The following is an 18,408-nucleotide window of genomic DNA, read 5'->3' on the forward strand; positions in this document are numbered from 1 at the left end:
GCTCCGACGGTACGGGTCCGGGGCGCGGGACACGGGAACGGAACGCCGGGCGCGGACGGCACGAGTCCGCGCGCCGGATCGGCGGGCCGGAGCCGGGCGCGGACGCCACAAGTCAGCGCGCCCTGCCTCCCGGTCCGCCCGGCGGGGGCGGGCGTCACCGCCCCGGGGCGTCCCCGGCGGGCCGGTGGACGCGCAGCGCCCGCTGTCCGGGCCGCCAGCCGCCGCGTTCCACGGTCTCCACGGTGTAGCCGAAGCCCCGCAGCGCGTCGGCGACCGTCCGCAGCCGCTCCGCCCGGTGCTCCGCGGCGCCCGGCGGGTCCTCCTGCCCGAACCGCCAGCGGTAGGCGGCCTCGGGGAAGTGGGTCACCTCCACGCAGAACGCGGCGCCCTCGGGCCAGCCGTCCGGGTGGGTCGCCTCCACCGTGCAGAACTCCCCCGGCCTGCTGCCCGGCCGCGGCGCCTGGGGGGTGCTCAGTCCCGCCGCCGCCAGCCGCTCGGCCACTTCGCCCGCCCCGGTGTAGTAGCCCGGCCCCTCCGGTACGGGTGTTCCGGACGCCGTCGGTGCCGCCTGCGGGGGCGGCCGGAGCGGAAAAACGTTTGCCGCTGGAATGGGGTCGTGCGTGGCCATGTCCCATGGTGCCCATGGACGGGCGGCCCGTCCGCCGTTTTCCGGACAGGTCAAGGACCACTTGTCCAAAAGCAAGGGGCCGAACGGCCTCTCCCCCGAACGGCGCACCCGTGGGGACAGTCCAGGCAAAATCCAGAAGTCGGCGGGGCTCCCGTGGAAAAGTGACCCGGGTGCGGAGGGGATTCCGACCCGATGGCCGTCGGCCGTGCCACGGCCCGGCCGAACGGACCGCGGCGGCGCGGGAGCGCCGCGCCGGGCTCCCGGCCCGGGTGAACCACGGCCGCGGTGCGGTACGTGCCACAGGGCAGAGCGGCCGTCCGCGCTCCCGTTCGAATCCCGACCGCGTGGACCAGCCGTGCTCGTGCGCAGCCCGCGCCGAGCCCCACCACGGAGGGCACCTTTGCGCATTCTGCTGATCGCCGGCTCCTTCAACAGCCTCACCCAGCGCGTCCACACCGCTCTGCGGGACGAGGACCACTCGGTGGCCGTCCATCTCGTGCACGGGGACGAGCCGCTGCGGGAAGCCGTCCGGGCGACCGACCCCGATCTGATCGTCGCCCCCATGCTGACCTCCGTGGTCCCCGAGGACATCTGGTCCACCCGGACGGTCCTGATCGTCCACCCCGGCCCCAAGGGCGACCGGGGCCCCTCCTCGCTGGACTGGGCGATCCACGAGGGGGCCGCCGACTGGGGGGTGACGGTGCTCCAGGCCGCCGCCGAGATGGACGCCGGGGACATCTGGGCGTCCGTGCCCTTCCGGGTCGCGCCCTGCGGCAAGAGCGAGCTGTACCGGGGCGAGGTCTCCGACGCGGCGGTCCGGGCGGTCCTGCTGGCGGTGGAGCGGTTCGCGTCCGGCACCTTCGTCCCCGAGCCGCTGGACTACACGGCGCCCGATGTCCGGGGCAGGCTGCGGCCCCCGCTGCGCCAGGACGTCCGCCGGATCGACTGGGAGCACGACGACACGGCCACGGTGCTGCGCAAGCTGCGCGCGGCCGACTCCCGGCCCGGTGTCCTCGACGAGCTGTACGGCGAGGCGTACTTCCTGCACGGCGGGCACCCCGAGGACGAGCTGCGGGGCGCGCCGGGCACGGTGCTCGCCACCCGGGACGGGGCGATCTGCCGGGCGACGTCGGACGGCGCCGTGTGGATTCCGCAGCTGCGGCCCCGCAGGGTCCCCGGCGGGCCCGTCACCGTCAAGCTGTCCGCCGCGCGGGTGCTCGGGGAACGGCTCGCGGGGGTGCCGGAGGTCGGGGTGGACCCGGTCGCCGCGGCGGACCGCGAGACCTGGTCGGAGATCCGCTACCGGGAGCTGGGCCGGGCCGGGTTCCTGGAGTTCTCCTTCGCGGGCGGGGCGATGTGCACCGGCCGGTGCAGACGGCTGCTCGCCGCCTATCGGGCGGCCTGCGCCCGGCCGACCTCGGTCCTGGTGCTCGGCCCCCGCCGGGACTTCTTCTCCAACGGCATCCATCTGGGGGTCATCGAGACCGCGGCCCACCCGGGCGACGAGTCCTGGGAGAACATCAACGCCATGGACGACCTCGTCCACGCGGTGCTCTCCACCACCGACCGGCTGACGGTCGCGGCGCTGCCCGGCAACGCGGCGGCGGGCGGGCTGATGCTGGCGCTCGCCGCCGACGAGGTGTGGTGCAGGGACGGGGCGGTGCTCAACCCCCACTACCGGCTGATGGGGCTGTACGGCTCGGAGTACTGGACGTACACGCTGCCGCGCCGGGTGGGCACGGCCGAGGCGGAGCGGCTGACCTCGCGGCCCCTGCCGGTGAGCGCCCAGCACGCGGCGGACCTGGGGCTGATCGACCGGGTGCTGCCCGGCGGCCAGGCGGAGTTCCGGGCCGAGGTCGAGCTGCGGGCGGCGGCGCTCGCGGGCGCGGCGGAGCTGCCGGAGCGCGTCACGCTGAAGCGGAGCGGCCGGGAGCGCGAGGAGGCCGAGCGGCCCCTGGACGCGTACCGCCTGGACGAGCTGGCCCGGATGAAGCAGAACTTCTTCGGGGACGGCGAGCCCTACCCCGTGCTGCGCCGGGAGTTCGTCCACGGGGTGCGGCCGGGGTCGACGCCCGGGCATCTGACGGCGTGGCTCCCCGCCGGGGCCTGAGCCGGGCCCCCCGGTACGGAACGGACCGGTCCGGGCCCGGGCCGGCTCAGGCGCCGCCGCCCGTCGCCTGTTCGATCAGCAGATGGCGGGGGCCGCGCAGCACGGGGCTGCGCCGGTAGGGCGGCGGGTCCTCGACCAGGGCGGGGGCGTCGAGGGCGCGCAGCAGCTCGGTGAGCGCGACCCGCGTCTCCAGCCGGGCGAGCGGGGCGCCGAAGCAGTTGTGCACCCCGCTGCCGAAGCCGAAGTGCTGGATGTCGCGGCGCAGCGGGTCGAAGCGGTCGGCGTTCTCGTACCGCAGCGGGTCGCGGTTGGCGGCGGCCAGGACCAGGATCAGCGGGGCGCCCCGGGGGATGGTGACACCGGCGACCTCGACATCGGTGAGCGGGGTGCGCTGGGGCAGGAGCTGTACGGGCGGTTCGTAGCGCAGGAGTTCCTCGACCGCCCCCGGCACCAGGCCCGGGTCGGCGCGCAGCAGGGCGAGGGCGTCGGGGTGGCGCAGCAGGGTGAGCATCCCGTTGGTGATGAGGTTGACGGTGGTCTCGTGTCCGGCGATGAGCAGGAGGACGGCGGTGACCATCAGTTCGCCCGGGGTGAGGCTGCCGTCGGGGCCGTGGTCGTTGGCGAGGTCGGAGAGGAGGTCGCCGGAGGGGTGGCCGCGCCGGGACTCGGCGAGTCCGCTGAGGTAGGCGGCCATCCCCCGGCGGGCCTCGCGGGCGGCGCGGGTGCGGGCCTCCTCGTCCTGGCCCGGGGTGAGGTCGAATCCGGCGATGATGGACTCGGTCCAGGCGTGCACTTGGGGGACGTCCTCGGCGGGGACGCCGAGGAGTCCGCAGATCACACCGACGGGCAGCGGGTAGGCAAAGTCGTCGACGAGGTCGATGCGGTCCCTGCCGTCGAGGGAGCCGGCCAGTTCGCGGGCGATCCGGGTGACCTCGCCGGTCAGGCCGTCGATCCGGCCGGGCGAGTGCGGCGGTCCGAAGGGCCGCATCGCGAGTCTGCGGAGCCGGTCGTGCTCGGGGTCGTCCACGCCGATGAAGGACGGCGGCATGTCGTCGGGCGGCGGCAGCAGCCCGCCCGCCCGGGGGTCGGTGCGGTTGTGCAGGTCGGAGCTGATGCGCGGATCGTGGAGCAGGGCGGCGACGTCCGCGAAGGTGCCGATGAGGTAGCTGCCGTCCTCCTGGCGGGCCACCCTCGCCTCCCGCAGCTCGGCGTAGAGCGGGTAGGGGTCGGCGCGGCTGGCGTAGTCGGTGATCCGGCGGAACAGGGTCTCCGGGGGCATGGCGCGGGCTCCTGGGCTGCGGGGGTCAGCTCTCCCGGCGGACGAGGGCGAGGCCGCGCCGGTCCGGGAGATGGCCGGTGAGGGCGACGGTCGGGCCGTGGGAGAGCTGTCGGGGGTCCGGGACGTCGGAGGGGACGGGGGTGGGCGCGACGGTGCGGTCGGTGGTGGCGGGGTCGGGCGGGAAGGGCGCGGCGGACTCGATCAGGCGCTCGTAGTACTCCAGGGACTTGGCCCGGTTGACGCTGACGGCGGCGGTGACCCGGCCCCGGTAGCCGTAGACGGCGACGAGGCGGCGCTCGGCCGGGGAGCCCTGGGCGATGACCACCCGGTCGGAGAAGGTGGGCACGCCCACGGATTTGATGTTGAGGCCGAACTGGCTGGACCAGAAGGCGGGCACGGCGAGGTGGGGGCGGCGGCGGGGGCCCTCGCTGATCATGTTGTGGGCCGCGACCTCGGCCTGGGCGACGGCGTTGCCCCAGTGTTCGAGGGAGAGGAGCTGGTACTCGAAGAGAGGGTGGGGGAAGCGGGCCACGTCCCCGGCGACGAAGACGTCGTCGGTGACGATGCCGTACATGTCGAAGGCCCGGCAGCCCGCGTCGCAGGCGAGGCCGCGGGGGCCCGCGGCCAGTCCCGAGCCGTCGAGCCACTCGGTGTTGCGGACGGCGCCGAGGCAGACCACGGCGACATCGGCCTCGATCCGGCCGCCGTCGGAGAGTTCGGCGCCGACGAGCCGGCCGTCCCGGCCCTGGAGGGAGGTGACGGTCACTCCGCAGCGCAGATCGACGCCGTGGGCGCGCTGGAGCGCGGCGGCGAAGGCGCCGAGGGTGCCGCCGAGGGCACCGACCAGGGGGGCGGGCCCGCGTTCGACGACGGTGACGTCGAGCCCCCGCCCCCGGCAGGCCGAGGCGATCTCGGAGCCGGTGAATCCGGCGCCGATCACCAGCACCCGGCGCGGTCCGGCGTCCAGGAGGCCGCTCAGCAGGGCCGCGTCGGCCGCGGTGCGCAGCGCCAGGACGCCGTGCAGGGCGGCTTCGCCGGGGTGGGGCCAGGGGCGGGCGCGGGTGCCGGTGGCGATGAGCAGCCGGTCGTAGGGGAGGCGTTCGCCACCGGCGAGGAGGACCGTCCGGTGGGTGAGGTCGACGCCTTCGGCGCGGACGCCGAGCCGCCACCGGGCGTCGACGGCCCGGCGGGCGGGGAGGGTGACGTCGGCGGCGCGGACCCGGCCGAGCAGGACCGCCTTGGAGAGCGGGGGCCGGTCGTAGGGGGGCCGGTCCTCCTCGCCGACGAGGGTCAGCTCGCCGGTGAAGCCGTTGTCGCGCAGGGCCTCGGCGGCGCGGAGCCCGGCGAGGGAGGCCCCGACGACGACGATCCGGCCGGGCCGGTCAGTTCCCGGCACCCGCGGCACCGCCGACCGTGATGGCCTGCACCGGGCAGGCCGCGACGGCCCGGCGCACCGGGTCCTGCTGGTCCTCGGGGACACGGGTCAGGTACATCAGGGCCTCCTCGCCATGGAGTTCGAACACCTTCGGGGCCAGGAAGACGCACTGCGCGTACCCCTGGCAGCGGTTGAGGTCGACCACGATGTACATACCCGCCCCTTTCGCCCGGTACTGTCCTCGCTCGGTCCACCGTCTCCGTCCTACGCCCCAGGGGCGGGCGGCGCAGCCGGGGGCGGGGCAATGGAGTGACCGGGTATGAGGGGATTCATCCGAGGGGCGCCGGGGGTGGCACGCAGTGCCATGGCGTACGCATTCCGGTCATTCGCTCACGGGTATTGACTCTCCACGCGGCCGGTCTTACCTTCGCGAATCTCCCGATGTTCAGTATGACACCCCACATTCACATATCTGAACATCCTTCAGGGAAAGGTGACCGCCATGCACACCGGAAAGTTCTCCCCCGCCCTGCTCTGCGCCGCTCTGACCACCAGTGCTCTGTCCTTCCTCGGCGGCGAGGCCCAAGCCGCCGGGGTCATCCAGGTGAACACCGCGAGCCAACTCAAGGCCGCGCTCACCGCCGCCGGCCCCGGCGACACCATTCAGCTCGCGGACGGCGTCTACACCGGCAATTTCAAGACGACGGTCGATGGCACCGCGTCCGCCCGCATCACCCTCACCGGATCACGCAACGCCGTCCTGACGGCGGGCGGCGGCTACGGTCTGCACCTCAACGGGGCCTCGTACTGGACCGTCAAGGGGGTCACCGTCACCGGCGGCCAGAAGGGCATCGTCACGGACGGGGCGGACGGCGTCCTCATCGACGGCATCACCGTCCACAACCTCGACATGGAGGCCGTCCACTTCCGCAAGACGAGCCGGGACGCGGTCATCAAGAACTCCCGGATCTACGACACCGGCAACGACGGCCGTGGCATGGGCGAGGGCGTCTACGTCGGCACCGCCAACACCCTCTCGGACCGCAGCGACAACGCCCTGATCCTCAACAATGTCATCGGACCCGACATCGGCGGCGAGAACATCGACGTCAAGGAGGGGACCACCGGCACCCGGATCATCGGCAACACCTTCGACGGCAACGGTCTGACCGGAGCGAACTACGACGACTCCTGGGTCGACGTCAAGGGCAACAACGTCCTCGTCGAGAACAACACCGGGACCCACACCACCAACAACGGCTTCGAGACCCACACCCTGCGCAGCGGCTGGGGCTGCGGCGCGGTCTTCCGGGGCAACTCCTCCGATCTGCGGGGCTCACAGGGGGTCAAGGGACTCGCCGTGAACGTCACCAACTACAGCACGAGTTGCCGCACCACGGTGTACGCGAGCAACACCGTGGTCGGCGGCAAGGGCCTGACGAATATTCCGGTCACCCCCTGACCTCAGCCACCGCAGCCGTCCCACCCCTTGGGCTCGGCACCGCCGGTCACTAGCCTTCACTCCGCGCCGAGGCGGCCCCCGACCCGCACCTGGGGGCCGCCTCCCCTCAGTCGTACCGCAGAGCGGAAGCAGAGAAGAAGGGGAAGATGACCAAGCACACGGCACGGACCCCGGCGGCGACGAGCGCCGAGCCCATACCCGAGGCGCCCGGAGCGTTCCCCCTCATCGGGCACGCCCTGGCGATGACCCGCGACCCCATCCGGTTCGTCACCTCGCTGCCGCGCCACGGCGCGGTGGTCAAGATGCGTTTCGGCCCCGCCGAGACCCTGATGATCTGCGATCCGGAACTGACCCGCAGGATGTTCCTGGACGCCCGCACCTTCGACAAGGGCGGCTATCTCTTCGACCGCGCCCGGGAGGTCATCGGGGAGAACCTGATCACCTGCCCGCACAGCGCGCACCAGCGGGCGCGCCGGCTCACGCAGCCCGCCTTCCACCCCACCCGGCTGCGCGGCTACACCTCCATCATGTCCGAGGTGATCGCCGAGAGCGCCCACTCCTGGCCGACCGACCGGCCCTTCGACCCGGTGGGCCCGCTGCTGCGGCTCACCGCCCAGGTGACGGCCAGGGCCATGTTCTCGCAGGGCCTGTCGGGAGCCACGCTGGACCGGTTCGTCACGGACATCGTGACCACGATCGACGGGATCTACCTCCGTTCGCTCGTGCCCCGTTCACTGGACTGGCTGCCGCTGCCGGCGCACGTCCGCCACTGGCGGGCCCGGCCCCGGCTCGACGCGATCTACCGGGACATCATCCGGACCTACCGCGCGGAACCCGGCGACCGGGGCGACCTCCTCTCCATGCTGCTGGCCACCCAGGAGGACCGCGAGATCACCGAGGGCGCGCCGCCCCTGTCCGACGCGGAGATCAAGGACCAGCTCTCCGGCTTCTTCGCCGCGGGCACCGAGACCACGGCCAGCACGCTCGCCTGGGCCCTGCACGTCCTGGCCGAACGCCAGGATCTCCAGGAGCGGCTGCGCACGGAGGTCGACACGGTGCTCGGCGGCAGACCCGCCGGATACGACGACATCGAACGGCTCGAACAGACCCGTCGCATCCTCACCGAGGTCCTCCGCGTCCACTCCCCCATCTTCTTCATCACCCGCTCGGTCATGAACGACACCCGCCTCGGGCCCCATCTCATCCCCGCCGGTTCGATCGTGGCCTACAGCCCCTACCTCGTCCATGGCGACCCGCAGCTCCACGACCGCCCGGACGTCTTCGACCCCGACCGCTGGGCGCCCGGGAACGCCCCTCCCCGCCACGGCTTCATCCCCTTCGCCTCCGGCCCCCGCAAGTGCATCGGCGATGTCTTCGGGGTGAACGAGGCCACCCTCGCGCTCACGTCCTTCGCCACCCGCTGGAGCTGGACCGCGGAACCCGGCAGCCGGGTCCGGCCCGGGGTCGGGGTCGTGGTCCGCCCCCAGGGGCTGCGGCTGCGCCTCACCCCCCGCACCGGGCGCGCCGAGACCGGCACGGAAAGCGCGGCACGCCCGGCGGAAGGGACTCCGCCCGGGGCGCGGGGCTAGACTCGGAGCCGTACCCGGACATCGGCCGGAAGCAGACCGTGCCGCCGCAACTCTTCTCGGATCGAAGAGAATTGACCTGACATCAGCGGGCGGCGGCACGGCCTCGGCGGCCCCGCCCTGCGACCCGATGGAGTACCCGTGCCGTCCTCTCCTCCGCCCCATGAGCCGAAGCCTCCCGGCTCCGGGCGGCCCTCGTTCTCCGACACCTTCTCCGCCCACCCGGCCCACCCCCAGCGGGGGACGCGGCCGGGGCGGAGAGTGTGGACCACCCTGTTGAGCGCGGGTGCCGTGACGGCCGTGTGCGCGCTCACGGTCTCCCTGGCAGGACAGATCGACCTCAGCACGGACGAGGGACGGAGCGAGCGCACCGCCGCCGTGGCGAAACCCTCCGCGAGCGCGCCCTCCTCCGCTCCCCCGGCCTCCGCCGCCCCCTCCCCGAGGACGGCCGACGACACACCGCGGCAGCCCAGGCCCCGCACCCCCGGCAAACCCGCCGCGGCACAGCCGCCCGCGCGCGACGGCGCGGCCGGAACGGACGGCGGCGGCCCCGGCGCCGGGGCCGACCGGGGCAGGGCGGACGGCGGCGCTCCGCCGGCGGCGGCGCCTCCGCCCCGGACCGGGGACGGCGGCGGGGGAAGCGGGGGCGGCACCCCGCCGCGCGCGGCTCCGCGCCCGAAGCCCGCGGCCAGGCCCGCTACCCGGCCCCCGGCCGTGAAGCCCAAGCCCAAGCCCCCGGCGCCCCGCGGCACCCGTATCACGGGCGTGGCCTCCGGGCGGTGCCTCGATGTCGCGGGCGGCCGGGTCACGGACGGCGCCAAGGTGGTGCTGAACGACTGCACGGGCACATCGGGCCGGCGCTGGGAGTTCCGGCCCGACGGGACCGTCCGCACCGGCGGCTACTGCATGGACGTGGCCTGGGGCTCCACGGCGGACGGCGCACTCGTCCAGATCGCCCGGTGCAGCGGCAACCCGGCTCAGACCTTCGTCCTCAGCACACAGAACGACCTGGTGAACCCCCAGGCCAACAAGTGCGTGGACGCGAAGGACTTCGGCACCACGAAGGGCACCCCGATTCAGATCTGGGGCTGCGGGGGCGCCACCAACCAGAAGTGGCGCACCCGCTGAGCACCCGCTGAGACAGCCACCGGGTCCCGCCGGTCTCCGTGGTCGGCGGGCCCGTCGGCTCAGCGGGGTCCCGCGCCCCGGCGGCCACTCCCCCCGGCACCGGGGTCGAGCCCCAGCCGGGACATCCGGTCCGGCAGATCGAGACCGAGCTGTTCGAGCACCGCCGCGGCCCGGTTCAGCGCGGCCTGCGCCAACTGGGCCCGCTCCAGGGTCTGCCGGTACTGCACCGACTCCGTGGAGCCGCTCGCCCGCGAGGAGCCGCCGGCGGACGGCGGTTCCAGACTGCTCAGTGCGGTGACCGCCGAGGTCAGCTCCAAACGGGCTTCCTCGTAGTGCTCCAGCGCCGCGGCTCCGTCGATCTGCACCACGGGCGCCGGGTCGGACACCCTGGGCGGGACGGCGGGCCGGGACGGTCCGGCGTCGATGTCGCTCATGTCACGGGCCTTGCCGGTGTCCCTCCGCTTGCCGGTGTCCCCGTGCCCTGGGCCGCCGTCGCCGGTGCCGCCGCCCGTTCCGCTGTCGGGAGCGGGGCGGGACGGCCCCGCGTCGGGGCCGGGGAAGGACGGTGCCGACGGCGGCTGCTGCGCTCCCGGGCCGGGCTCGCGACGGCGCTTGGGCGGACGGTCCCCGCCGCCCGCGCCGTCCGTCCCCGGGCCGCGGGACGAACCGCCGCCACCGTTCTGGTCGGCGGGGACCTGCCGGGCCTCCCAGCCGGGCGGGTTCCCGTGGGGGTTCCAGGCGACCTCCAGGGCCTGCCGGGGGCCACGCCCCTTGCCGAGGTGCTCCACCACATGGGTCACGCCGTCGGTGCCGGTCACCCGGATCTCCATGCCCAGGGCGTTGGCGTAGTGGCCGAGCAGTCGCAGCGCCCCGGGGTCCATCCCGAAGATCACCGGCGACTCGGCGATCCGGAGTCCCGGGAGCGTCTGGCCCGGGGGGTGGATACGGCCGTGGGTCAGCCGGATGAAGAAGTCGTCGACCGTCATCCCCGCGGTGTGCATCTGGTCGATGTGCTGCTGGAGGCCCCGGAGCTCGGTGTCCGCCGCACGCAGACGACCGCTGCCCAGGCCGGGGTCGAACGACCGGACGAGGTCGTTCATCATCCGGACCGAGGTGTCCACCCCGTTGACCGGCGGCACCGCGTTGTCGAGTGCCGCGAAGAAGGAGCCCGGGGAGCGGTCCAGCAGCCCCGGCACGAGAGGCGCATGGGCGAGATGCTCATGGGCGAAGTACCGCAGATTCCGCAGGAACCGGGTGGAGTCGGTGCTGAGCGCGATCTGCTGGGAGAGCACCCGCATCGCCGCGGGGTCGACCCCGGCGAAGAGGGACGAGCCCGCCCCGCCGACCCGCGCGGACACCGCCATGCCCACCGGGTTGCCGGTGGTGCCCGCCGTGTTGACGGGGGTGCCCAGCCGGGAATCGAGCCCGGCGGAGAGATCAGCGCCCGTCCGTGTCGACGGCAGGTCCCCCGGGCCGTGGTGGACCGGCCGGAAGGGGTCGGTGTGCCCGAAGCCCGCGCCGGAGGGGTCCGGACGGGCGACGACCCAGGCGTCGCGGTGATCGGCCCCGCTCAGCCCGACCCGCCCCTTCTGGGTGTTGCCCAGGGACTCGTCCCGGCTGAAGAACCGGTCCATCGGCTGTTTCATATTGGCGTGGTCCTGGGGCAGCTTTCCGTCCGCCCACAAGCCCTTGAGCAGCCGTGAGACATCGGTGGGGACGGCGGCGCCCTGGAAGTCGGTGTGGAAGGCGGCCCCGCGCTCGGGGAGGACACCGTTCGCGGCGTCGATCTGGCGCAGGGTGATCCGCGTCTCGTACCCCTCGCTGAGGCGCCACAGGCCCTGGCGCAGCTCCAGGACCTCCCCGGGGGTGAGGGGCAGCCGGGCGCCGGGCCCGCCGGGCAGGTTGTCCGCCAGGGTGTCGAGCAGCCGCGGCAGGTTGACGGTGTCCATCCCGGCGAACAGGGGGTCGCCGTCGCGGATCGCGGTGGCGAGCCCCCGCAGCACGTCGGCGGTGTGCGGGGCCACGCCGTCGGCGCGGACGAACAGGTCGTCGGCTCCGCGCAGCAGCCCCGGTATCCGGTCGCCGCCGACCCCGGCGACGGCCCCGATCGGCAGCCTCCGGTTCAGCTCCCAGGCGTTGAGGAGGTTCAGCCGCTCGCTGAGGGTCTGGAACTCGGCCGCGTTGTCGCCGAAGCGGATGGCCTGCACCCCGTTGGTGTTCAGCAGGGTCGCCGCCGCGTCGACGAAGAGGTTGGGCTCGGGCGCGTACGGGGTCTGCGGATGGATCTGGGCCACCCGGTCGCGGATGCGCATGTCGTGCTGGATCATCTGGTCGAGCCGGTTCAGCTGGCTCGGTGGCACATCGCCCTTGGGCTTCTTGACCCGCTTGGGCGGGGCGTCCCCGGTGGCCGCGGGCGGCGGTGCCGCGTTCCTGGCCGCCGCCAGCCTGGCGTTGGTGGCGTCCAGCAGCTCCTGGGCCGCCCCGGGCACCGTCAGATCGGGCATCCGGTAGCCGCCCGCCATCGACAGCGGCCGGATCGGGGCGACCCCGTCCCCGGGCATCAGGGACCGCTCGAAGTGGCGGAAGACGTGGTCCCCGCTGGGGACGATGCGCGGGTTGGGGTCGAAGTCCATGATGGAGATGTACGGATGGGTGCCGCCGTCCATCATCGCGCGGGACAGATGGACGGTCGCGGGGCTGGTCAGGGTGGCGTTCCGGGCGGTGCCGTAGGGGAACCCCGCTTTACGGGGCGGGATCGGGGTGGCGACCAGCGCCAGCGGATGCGGGAAGGACGCGTCGCCGAGGGCGCCCTGGATCGCCTGCCGGATCTGCGCCAGCTCACCCGGGGTGCCGTTGACGCCGATGACGACGGCGACCCGGCCGTCGAAGCCGTCCAGCCCGCCGGTGACGGAGTCCAGGAAGCTCTGGAGCCCGCTCCGCAACTCTCTGTGGTTCACGATCGTGTTGACGACATAGGAGATCGGGCGGGAGTCCCCCGCGCTCTCCCGGACCCAGGTCAGATAGCCGCCATCGGTGAAGGAGCCGACCCCGCCCCCGGGAACGGCCTGGAAGGCGTCGTTGACCATCGTGTACGGCGCGGTCGGGACGCCCGCCGGGGTCCACTGATGGGCTCCGCCGGTGAGGACGGGCGGCGGGTCGACCTCCATGGCGTCCAGGTGCCCGACCGTTGACTGCGGTACGGGCGTCCCGGCGCCGGTGTCGAGATCGATGGAGCGGACGGAGGGGCTTCCGTCCGTCCCGTTGTCGAGGACGCTGGGCGGCGGCGACTCCAGCTCCACGTCCATCGCGTCGTCCAGTTGACCGGTGGTGGTGGACGGCGTCGTGGGGCTGTCGGGCAGGCCCGGCTGGTAGCGGGGTTCGCGGGCGCCGCCGAGGAGGCCGCCCCGTTCGGTCCAGATCCGGCCGGTGACACTGCGGATCTCCTGACGGGTCGCCACCGGGTCGATGCCCAGGTCCCGGAGGTGGCCGAAGGTCCGGTCCGCCTCGGCCCGGGCGGTCAGCAGACTCTCCAGGGACTGCTGATAGGCCCGGGTGGGGCCGGTGGAGGCCCCGGTGCCGGGGGGCGGGGTGACCAGGTCGAGCTGGTCCTCGGCCTTGGCGAGGGCGGTGAGGGAACTCTCGTACGCGGCCCAGGCGTTGAGCCGTTCGGTGGCCCGGAGGCCGGTGGCGTCGCCGATGACGACCTGGTGCGCGGCGCGGATGCGCTGGTTCATGACCAGCGCGGCGGCCTGCCCGCCCCAGCGGCTGCCCGACGGGGCGTCCGGACCCTTCACCTTCTCCACCGCCGACAGCGACGGCAGATCGGGAGCCTGCTCGGGAACGGATATCCGCCCCTCCGGCAGGCCCCGGGCCCCGTCCACCACCTCGTCCACGGCCTCCGGGACGTCGACGGCACGTCCCTTCCCCTTGTCGAGCGCGGACGGCGACGGCAGGTCGGGAGCACTGTCCGGAACGGACGCACGGCCCTCGGGTGCGCGGATCTCGGGGCTCCGGGTGTCGGGGACCCGGGTCTCCGGGACGGACGGACGCTGCTCCGGGCCGGGGACGGGCCGCGTCTCCGGTGCGGTGCGGACGGGCTCCACGTGGCCCGGACCGGTACCGCCGCCGGCGCCGGGCGGGTCGGCCCGCCCCGTCCCCCGGCCGCCGCTCGACGCCGTGTCGGGCACGCGCTCCGGAACGGAGATCCGGGCCTCCGGCGTGACGGGCACGGGCTGCGCACCCCCGGTGGCCGAGCCGGGGGCGCCCGGGCGGTCACCCGGCCGGGCGACCAGGTCCAGGGCGCTGGTGTCGGTCCGGCCCGGGGCCACTCCGGCCCCGTCCAGCGCGGGCCGTGACGACACCCCCGGCACCGGGGTCTCCCGCGCGCTCAGCCCGACCGGGTTCCCCGGGGTCCGGGGCCCGTCGCCCCGCAGCAGCCCCAGGGCGAGATCGTGCGAGGACACCGGGGGCGGTGGCGCGGCGCTCAGGCGCGGCGCTCCGGCCGTGCCGTCGCCCACCGTCCTGATCAGGGAGCCGTCGATCGCCGCCGACGGCGGCGGGACCGCGGTCCGCGCCGCGGCGCCGGGGACCGACGGCGCGGACACCGCGCCGGTGATCGCGGACGACGGCGGAGCGGAGACCACGGCCGACGGAGCGGGCAGGGTCTGCACCGCGCCGTTGACGGGGGTGGGGGTGGGCACGGACCGCGCCGCCGCGTCACCCGCCCCGGCCAGGACGACGGCGGGCGGCGGCTGCACCCCGGCGACCGTCCCGGGCAGCGGCGGCGTCGACCCGGCCGCCATCGGCGGGGTCTGCGCGACGGCCGCCGGGCGCGGCACCGGGGCGGTCGAGGCCAGTGCCTGGGCGTCCACGGTACGGGGGGCCGCGTCCCCGATCCGCAGGGTGATCCCGTCGCCGCGGACGGAGGTCACGGCCACGTCCCCGGCGGCCAGGGCCCGCAGTTCGGGGAAGGTCAGGTCGTCCAGCGCCTCCGCGTGTCCCACGGCGGCGCGCCCGAGAGTGGCCCCGTCGCCCAGGGAGCCGACGGCCGGCAGCGGGCTGCCCGTCAGCGCGGGGCCCGGCTGGACCGTGCCGCCGACCTGGGACGGGCCGCGGGCGTCGCGCAGCAGGTCCACTGCGGTGTTCCCGGACACCAGGAGGTTGCTGTCGAGGCGGACCTGTCCCGCGGCGAAGTCGGCCTGGTGCAGGGCGATCGTGCCCGCGGACATCCCCGGCGCGGGCACGGCCAGCCCGCCGGGCGAGAGGGTCAGCCCCTGTGGCAGGGGCGGGGCGACCAGCCCGGGAGCACCGGTCGGCGGGGTGAGGAGGCCGGGGGTGCCGGTCGGCGGTGGCGTGAGGAGACCGGGAGCACCGGTCGGCGGGGTGAGCAGTCCGGCCGGGGCTCCGGTCGGCACGGTGATGGCGCCGAGACCGCCCGGCAGCGGCGGGGCGCCGAGGGAGGCCGGGAGGTGGAGCGGCGGCAGGCCGGTGATCCCGGAGAAGCCGCCGCGGGCGAGCCCCGGCCCGAGGGAGCCGAGGTCGAGCACCGGCATCCGGGCCAGGCTGAGCCCGGTCAGATCGACCGTGCCGAGCCCGCCGGGCAGCAGCAGTCCGCCGGGCCGGAAGGAGGACGGCACCAGGGAGCCGGAACCGGTGTGGGTGAACGACGGCGAGGTGCGCACCAGGGCGTCGAACTGTCCGGCGTTGACGAGGAGGCGGTGCAACTGGGGCTGGGGGATGCCGAGCACCCGCTCGGCGAAGGCCAGCCGGGCGGCGCCGCCGATGCCGAGGGCGCCCATCTCGGCGAAGTTCAGGGGGACCAGGGCGGCGAGGGTGAAGCGGCCCAGCCGCTGGAGGTTGACCGTGGTGTACGCGCCCACCTTGCCCCAGCTGCCGGTGGCGTTGGCGGTGACCCGGGCCCAGTCGTCGGTCACGGCGGTGATCAGCCCGGTCCAGCCGCCGCGCACACCGCCGCCGATGCCGCGCAGCACCGCGCCGAGGTCGATCCGCAGGGCGGGCGCGATCTTGGCCCCGACGAGCAGGGGCAGGATCACGATACGGGGCAGTCCGGTGATCGAGGCGAAGCGTCCCGCCTGGCCCCAGAGGTTGCGTCCGAGGCCGGTGAGGCCGCCGAGGCCGCCGCGCAGGCTGTTGCCGATGCCCTTGAGGAGCGCGCCGACGTTGATGCCCTTGGTGGAGGGGAAGAGGATGCCGAGGAAGGCCAGGCCCAGATCGAGTCCGGTGGCCTTGCCCTGGCTGAAGTCGACGACGGTCTTGATCAGCAGGGCCGCGTTCATGCCCCAGGCGAGGATGCCCAGGATGCCGCCGGTGAAGACGGCGATCACGGAGATGATGAGGGTCAGCCACTGGAAGGCTTCCCAGAACAGGTCGCAGTCGCTGACCGGCTGGACCATCAGTTCGCCCGCCGCCCACAGGCTGTCGCTGAGCGTACTGGCGGCGGCGTCGAGGTCCGAGCGGGCGTCCTCGGCGAGCTGGGTCAGGTTCTGCCGCTCGGGGTCGTCGTCGGACAGCCCCTGGGCGGCGGAGAGCGCCTGGTCGGCCTCGCCCTGGGCGGTGGCCATCGCGGCGGAGTAGGCGCGGACGGCGTTCTCCGCCATCCGGAAGGACTCCTCGACCCGGCCGACGAAGCGGTAGAGGTGCTCGTCCACCTGCTCCCGGAGGCTGTCGGCGGTCTTGCCGACGAAGCGCTGTCCGTCGCCCGCCGTGTTCTGGAGTTCCCGCAGTCCGTTGGTGACCGTCCCGGCGGAGAGCGCCAGTTCGCGCATCGCGTCGGCGACCTTGGCCAGGGCGTCGGTGTCGCCGGGGACGGGGTCGCCACCCAGCCCGAGAGCGCTCCAGTCGGACGGTCGTGCGGGCAACGGTGCCTCCCCTCGCGGGAGTTCGCCTCCCTTCGCGGGCGTTCATCGTACGCCCGCGCAGGGGGCCGGCGTCGGGGAGCTTGTCCACAGGGCCGCCTTTCGGCCCCGGGGTGGGGCATGATGGCGGGGCGGGGAGGAGCGGCCTCTCCGCCCCGTCCGGACGAGGGAGCACCCGTGCCCGACATCGTCGTCGACTACGAACTGCTCAACACGGTCGCGCAGAAGGCCCGGGAGCTGCGGACCCAGGTGCAGCAGGCCCGGGAGGGCCGGCCGGAGCACACCTCGTCCGAGGAGGTCGGGAGGGTGGCGGCGACCGCGATCCGTACGTACTACGCCGTCTGGAAGGATTCGTTCAAGCGGTCCGAGGAGAAGCTGGAGAAGCTGGGCAACCTCTATGAGGGGGTGGCCAAGGGCTGGGCCGACTGGGACTTCCGGCTGGCGGGCGGCGCGAGCAAGCAGGCGGCGTCGCTCGACGCCGATCTGTACGCCACCCAGAAGGAGATCTGGGACGAGTGGCAGCGGCTGGTGGCGGCCGGGCACGCCGATCCCAACGACCCCCGGGCGCCCAAGCCCCCGCCGGAGCGGCCGAGCAGTTGGACCACGAACGACGGCAGGGGCAACACCACGACGACGACCTACGAGTACGGCGCCGACGGCAAGCCCACCAAGATCACCACGACGATCACCACCAGCTCCGGGCTGAGCAGCACCGACACCACCAACTACCGCCCCGACGGCACCTATGACTCCACCGCCAAGGACGTCTACGGCAACACCACCACGACGACGGGGCAGTCCGACACCACCGAGTCGGGGAACGAGCGGACCACGAAGGACGACTTCACCAGCAAGACGGTCACGCCCGACGGCAAGGAGAGCACCACCACCGGCAGCAGCACCTCCGTCTACAACACCGCCACGGGCAACCGGGACACACGGACCTCGTACACGACGAACGGTCCGGGCGAGGACGGCGAGGAGCGCACGGTCACGGGGACCGTCCACACCACGGTGGACCGCAGCGGGAACGAGGTGGTGACCACCATCGAGGTGAACCCGGACGGCAGTGGCACCAAGACCGTGGAGACCAACGGCCGCACCGAGGAGTGGACGAGCGACAGCGCCGACGACGACTCGGGGTGGGAGCGCGAGGAGGACTGACAGGAGGCACCGGCAGCGAGCACAGAGGCCCCGGCAGGACCTGCGGGGCCGGGAGGAACGGCGACACCGGCGGGGCCGGTGGGACCGGCAGAGGGAACGACAGGTCCGCAACGACACCGACGCACAGGGAGCCCTTATGCCCTCGGGCAACATCAGTATCGACTACGCGGAGATCGTGCGGGTCGCCGGAGTGATGAACCAGGCGGTCAACGACATCAACCCGCATCTGCTCACCACGAAGACCACCGTCGAGGGACTGCTCGACAACGGTCTGTTCATGCAGCAGAGCAGCCCCGCGATGAAGGCGGCCTACGAGAAGCTGACCCTCTCCCTCCAGCAGGCGGTGGAGAGCATCAACAGCTTCGCCACCCAGTTCACCAAGATCAAGGAGTCGGTGGAGAAGATGGACGCGGAGATCGCGGCCAGCACCAACAACCCCTCCTGAACCATGGGGAACCGGCCGGGGCGGGCAGCCGACCGCCCCGGCCCCGGCGGCCGTTCCCCTCCCCCCCGATTCCCCGAAAGCCCGGCTTCCCGGATTCCCCGGACCTCCCGCGCCCCCTGCGGGACATGACCGGTCATCCGCTCTGTGAGCACCCGGCGCGGTGGCGGTGTTTTCCATGGTCAAAAACGCGCCAAGAGTCAGCAACGCGCCAGTGTTTGACGAATGAGCACCGGACTTTCACATTTTGCCGATAGGGTCCCCTTCGCAAGACGCAGCCGCGAGCGCCCACAGGGGAGTGGGTGCCGGAAGAGACCACACGGCTGCACGCACACAGGCATGACCGGTCCCCGGGACCC

Annotated in this window: 11 protein-coding genes; 6 read left to right on the top strand and 5 right to left on the bottom strand. The window is 73.9% G+C overall.

Annotated elements, in window-relative coordinates; genetic code table 11:
• Positions 1 to 154: 154 nt before the first annotated feature.
• A complete protein-coding gene (locus tag CRV15_RS00835; RefSeq protein WP_003962727.1) occupies positions 155 to 628 on the bottom strand; it encodes a hypothetical protein in 474 nt (157 codons plus the stop codon).
• Between the two features lie 400 nt (positions 629 to 1,028).
• Between CRV15_RS00835 and CRV15_RS00840 the strand changes: the two genes are divergently transcribed.
• Positions 1,029 to 2,738, top strand: a complete 1,710-nt coding sequence (locus CRV15_RS00840) for a hydrogenase maturation protein (RefSeq protein ID WP_009998146.1) — start codon at positions 1,029 to 1,031, stop codon at positions 2,736 to 2,738.
• 46 nt (positions 2,739 to 2,784) lie between these two features.
• On the opposite strand, the gene CRV15_RS00845 is transcribed toward CRV15_RS00840, so the two are convergent.
• The 3 genes from CRV15_RS00845 to CRV15_RS00855 are packed head-to-tail and all read right to left on the bottom strand — an operon-like array spanning position 2,785 to position 5,606.
• Positions 2,785 to 4,017, bottom strand: coding sequence for a cytochrome P450 (locus CRV15_RS00845; protein ID WP_003962725.1), 1,233 nt, complete (start codon positions 4,015 to 4,017; stop codon positions 2,785 to 2,787).
• A gap of 25 nt (positions 4,018 to 4,042) precedes the next feature.
• Positions 4,043 to 5,413 (bottom strand): NAD(P)/FAD-dependent oxidoreductase, encoded by a 1,371-nt coding sequence (locus tag CRV15_RS00850; RefSeq protein WP_003962724.1) that lies wholly within the window; start codon positions 5,411 to 5,413, stop codon positions 4,043 to 4,045.
• Complete coding sequence (locus CRV15_RS00855) at positions 5,400 to 5,606, bottom strand: ferredoxin (RefSeq protein WP_003962723.1); 207 nt, start codon at positions 5,604 to 5,606, stop codon at positions 5,400 to 5,402. The genes CRV15_RS00850 and CRV15_RS00855 overlap by 14 nt, the downstream gene beginning before the upstream one ends.
• Before the next feature lie 288 nt (positions 5,607 to 5,894).
• Between CRV15_RS00855 and CRV15_RS00860 the strand changes: the two genes are divergently transcribed.
• From CRV15_RS00860 to CRV15_RS00870, 3 genes are all read left to right on the top strand, one after another.
• Complete coding sequence (locus tag CRV15_RS00860; protein WP_003962722.1) at positions 5,895 to 6,854, top strand: right-handed parallel beta-helix repeat-containing protein; 960 nt, start codon at positions 5,895 to 5,897, stop codon at positions 6,852 to 6,854.
• 146 nt (positions 6,855 to 7,000) lie between these two features.
• Positions 7,001 to 8,443 (top strand): cytochrome P450, encoded by a 1,443-nt coding sequence (locus CRV15_RS00865; protein ID WP_003962721.1) that lies wholly within the window; start codon positions 7,001 to 7,003, stop codon positions 8,441 to 8,443.
• Between the two features lie 138 nt (positions 8,444 to 8,581).
• Entirely contained in the window at positions 8,582 to 9,568 is a 987-nt protein-coding gene (locus CRV15_RS00870) for an RICIN domain-containing protein (RefSeq protein WP_003962720.1), read from the top strand.
• A 59-nt stretch (positions 9,569 to 9,627) separates the two neighbouring features.
• Here CRV15_RS00870 and CRV15_RS00875 read toward each other — a convergent pair whose 3' ends face one another.
• A complete protein-coding gene (locus tag CRV15_RS00875) occupies positions 9,628 to 16,446 on the bottom strand; it encodes a putative T7SS-secreted protein (RefSeq protein WP_003962719.1) in 6,819 nt (2,272 codons plus the stop codon).
• Positions 16,447 to 16,620: 174 nt separating this feature from the next.
• Here CRV15_RS00875 and CRV15_RS00880 point away from each other — a divergent pair, with 174 nt between their 5' ends.
• A complete protein-coding gene (locus CRV15_RS00880) occupies positions 16,621 to 17,607 on the top strand; it encodes a hypothetical protein (protein WP_003959025.1) in 987 nt (328 codons plus the stop codon).
• 136 nt (positions 17,608 to 17,743) lie between these two features.
• Complete coding sequence (locus CRV15_RS00885; protein WP_003959026.1) at positions 17,744 to 18,052, top strand: hypothetical protein; 309 nt, start codon at positions 17,744 to 17,746, stop codon at positions 18,050 to 18,052.
• The last annotated feature ends 356 nt before the right edge of the window (positions 18,053 to 18,408 follow it).

The sequence above is a fragment of the Streptomyces clavuligerus genome, from assembly GCF_005519465.1.
GTDB classification, from domain to species: Bacteria; Actinomycetota; Actinomycetes; order Streptomycetales; family Streptomycetaceae; genus Streptomyces; species Streptomyces clavuligerus.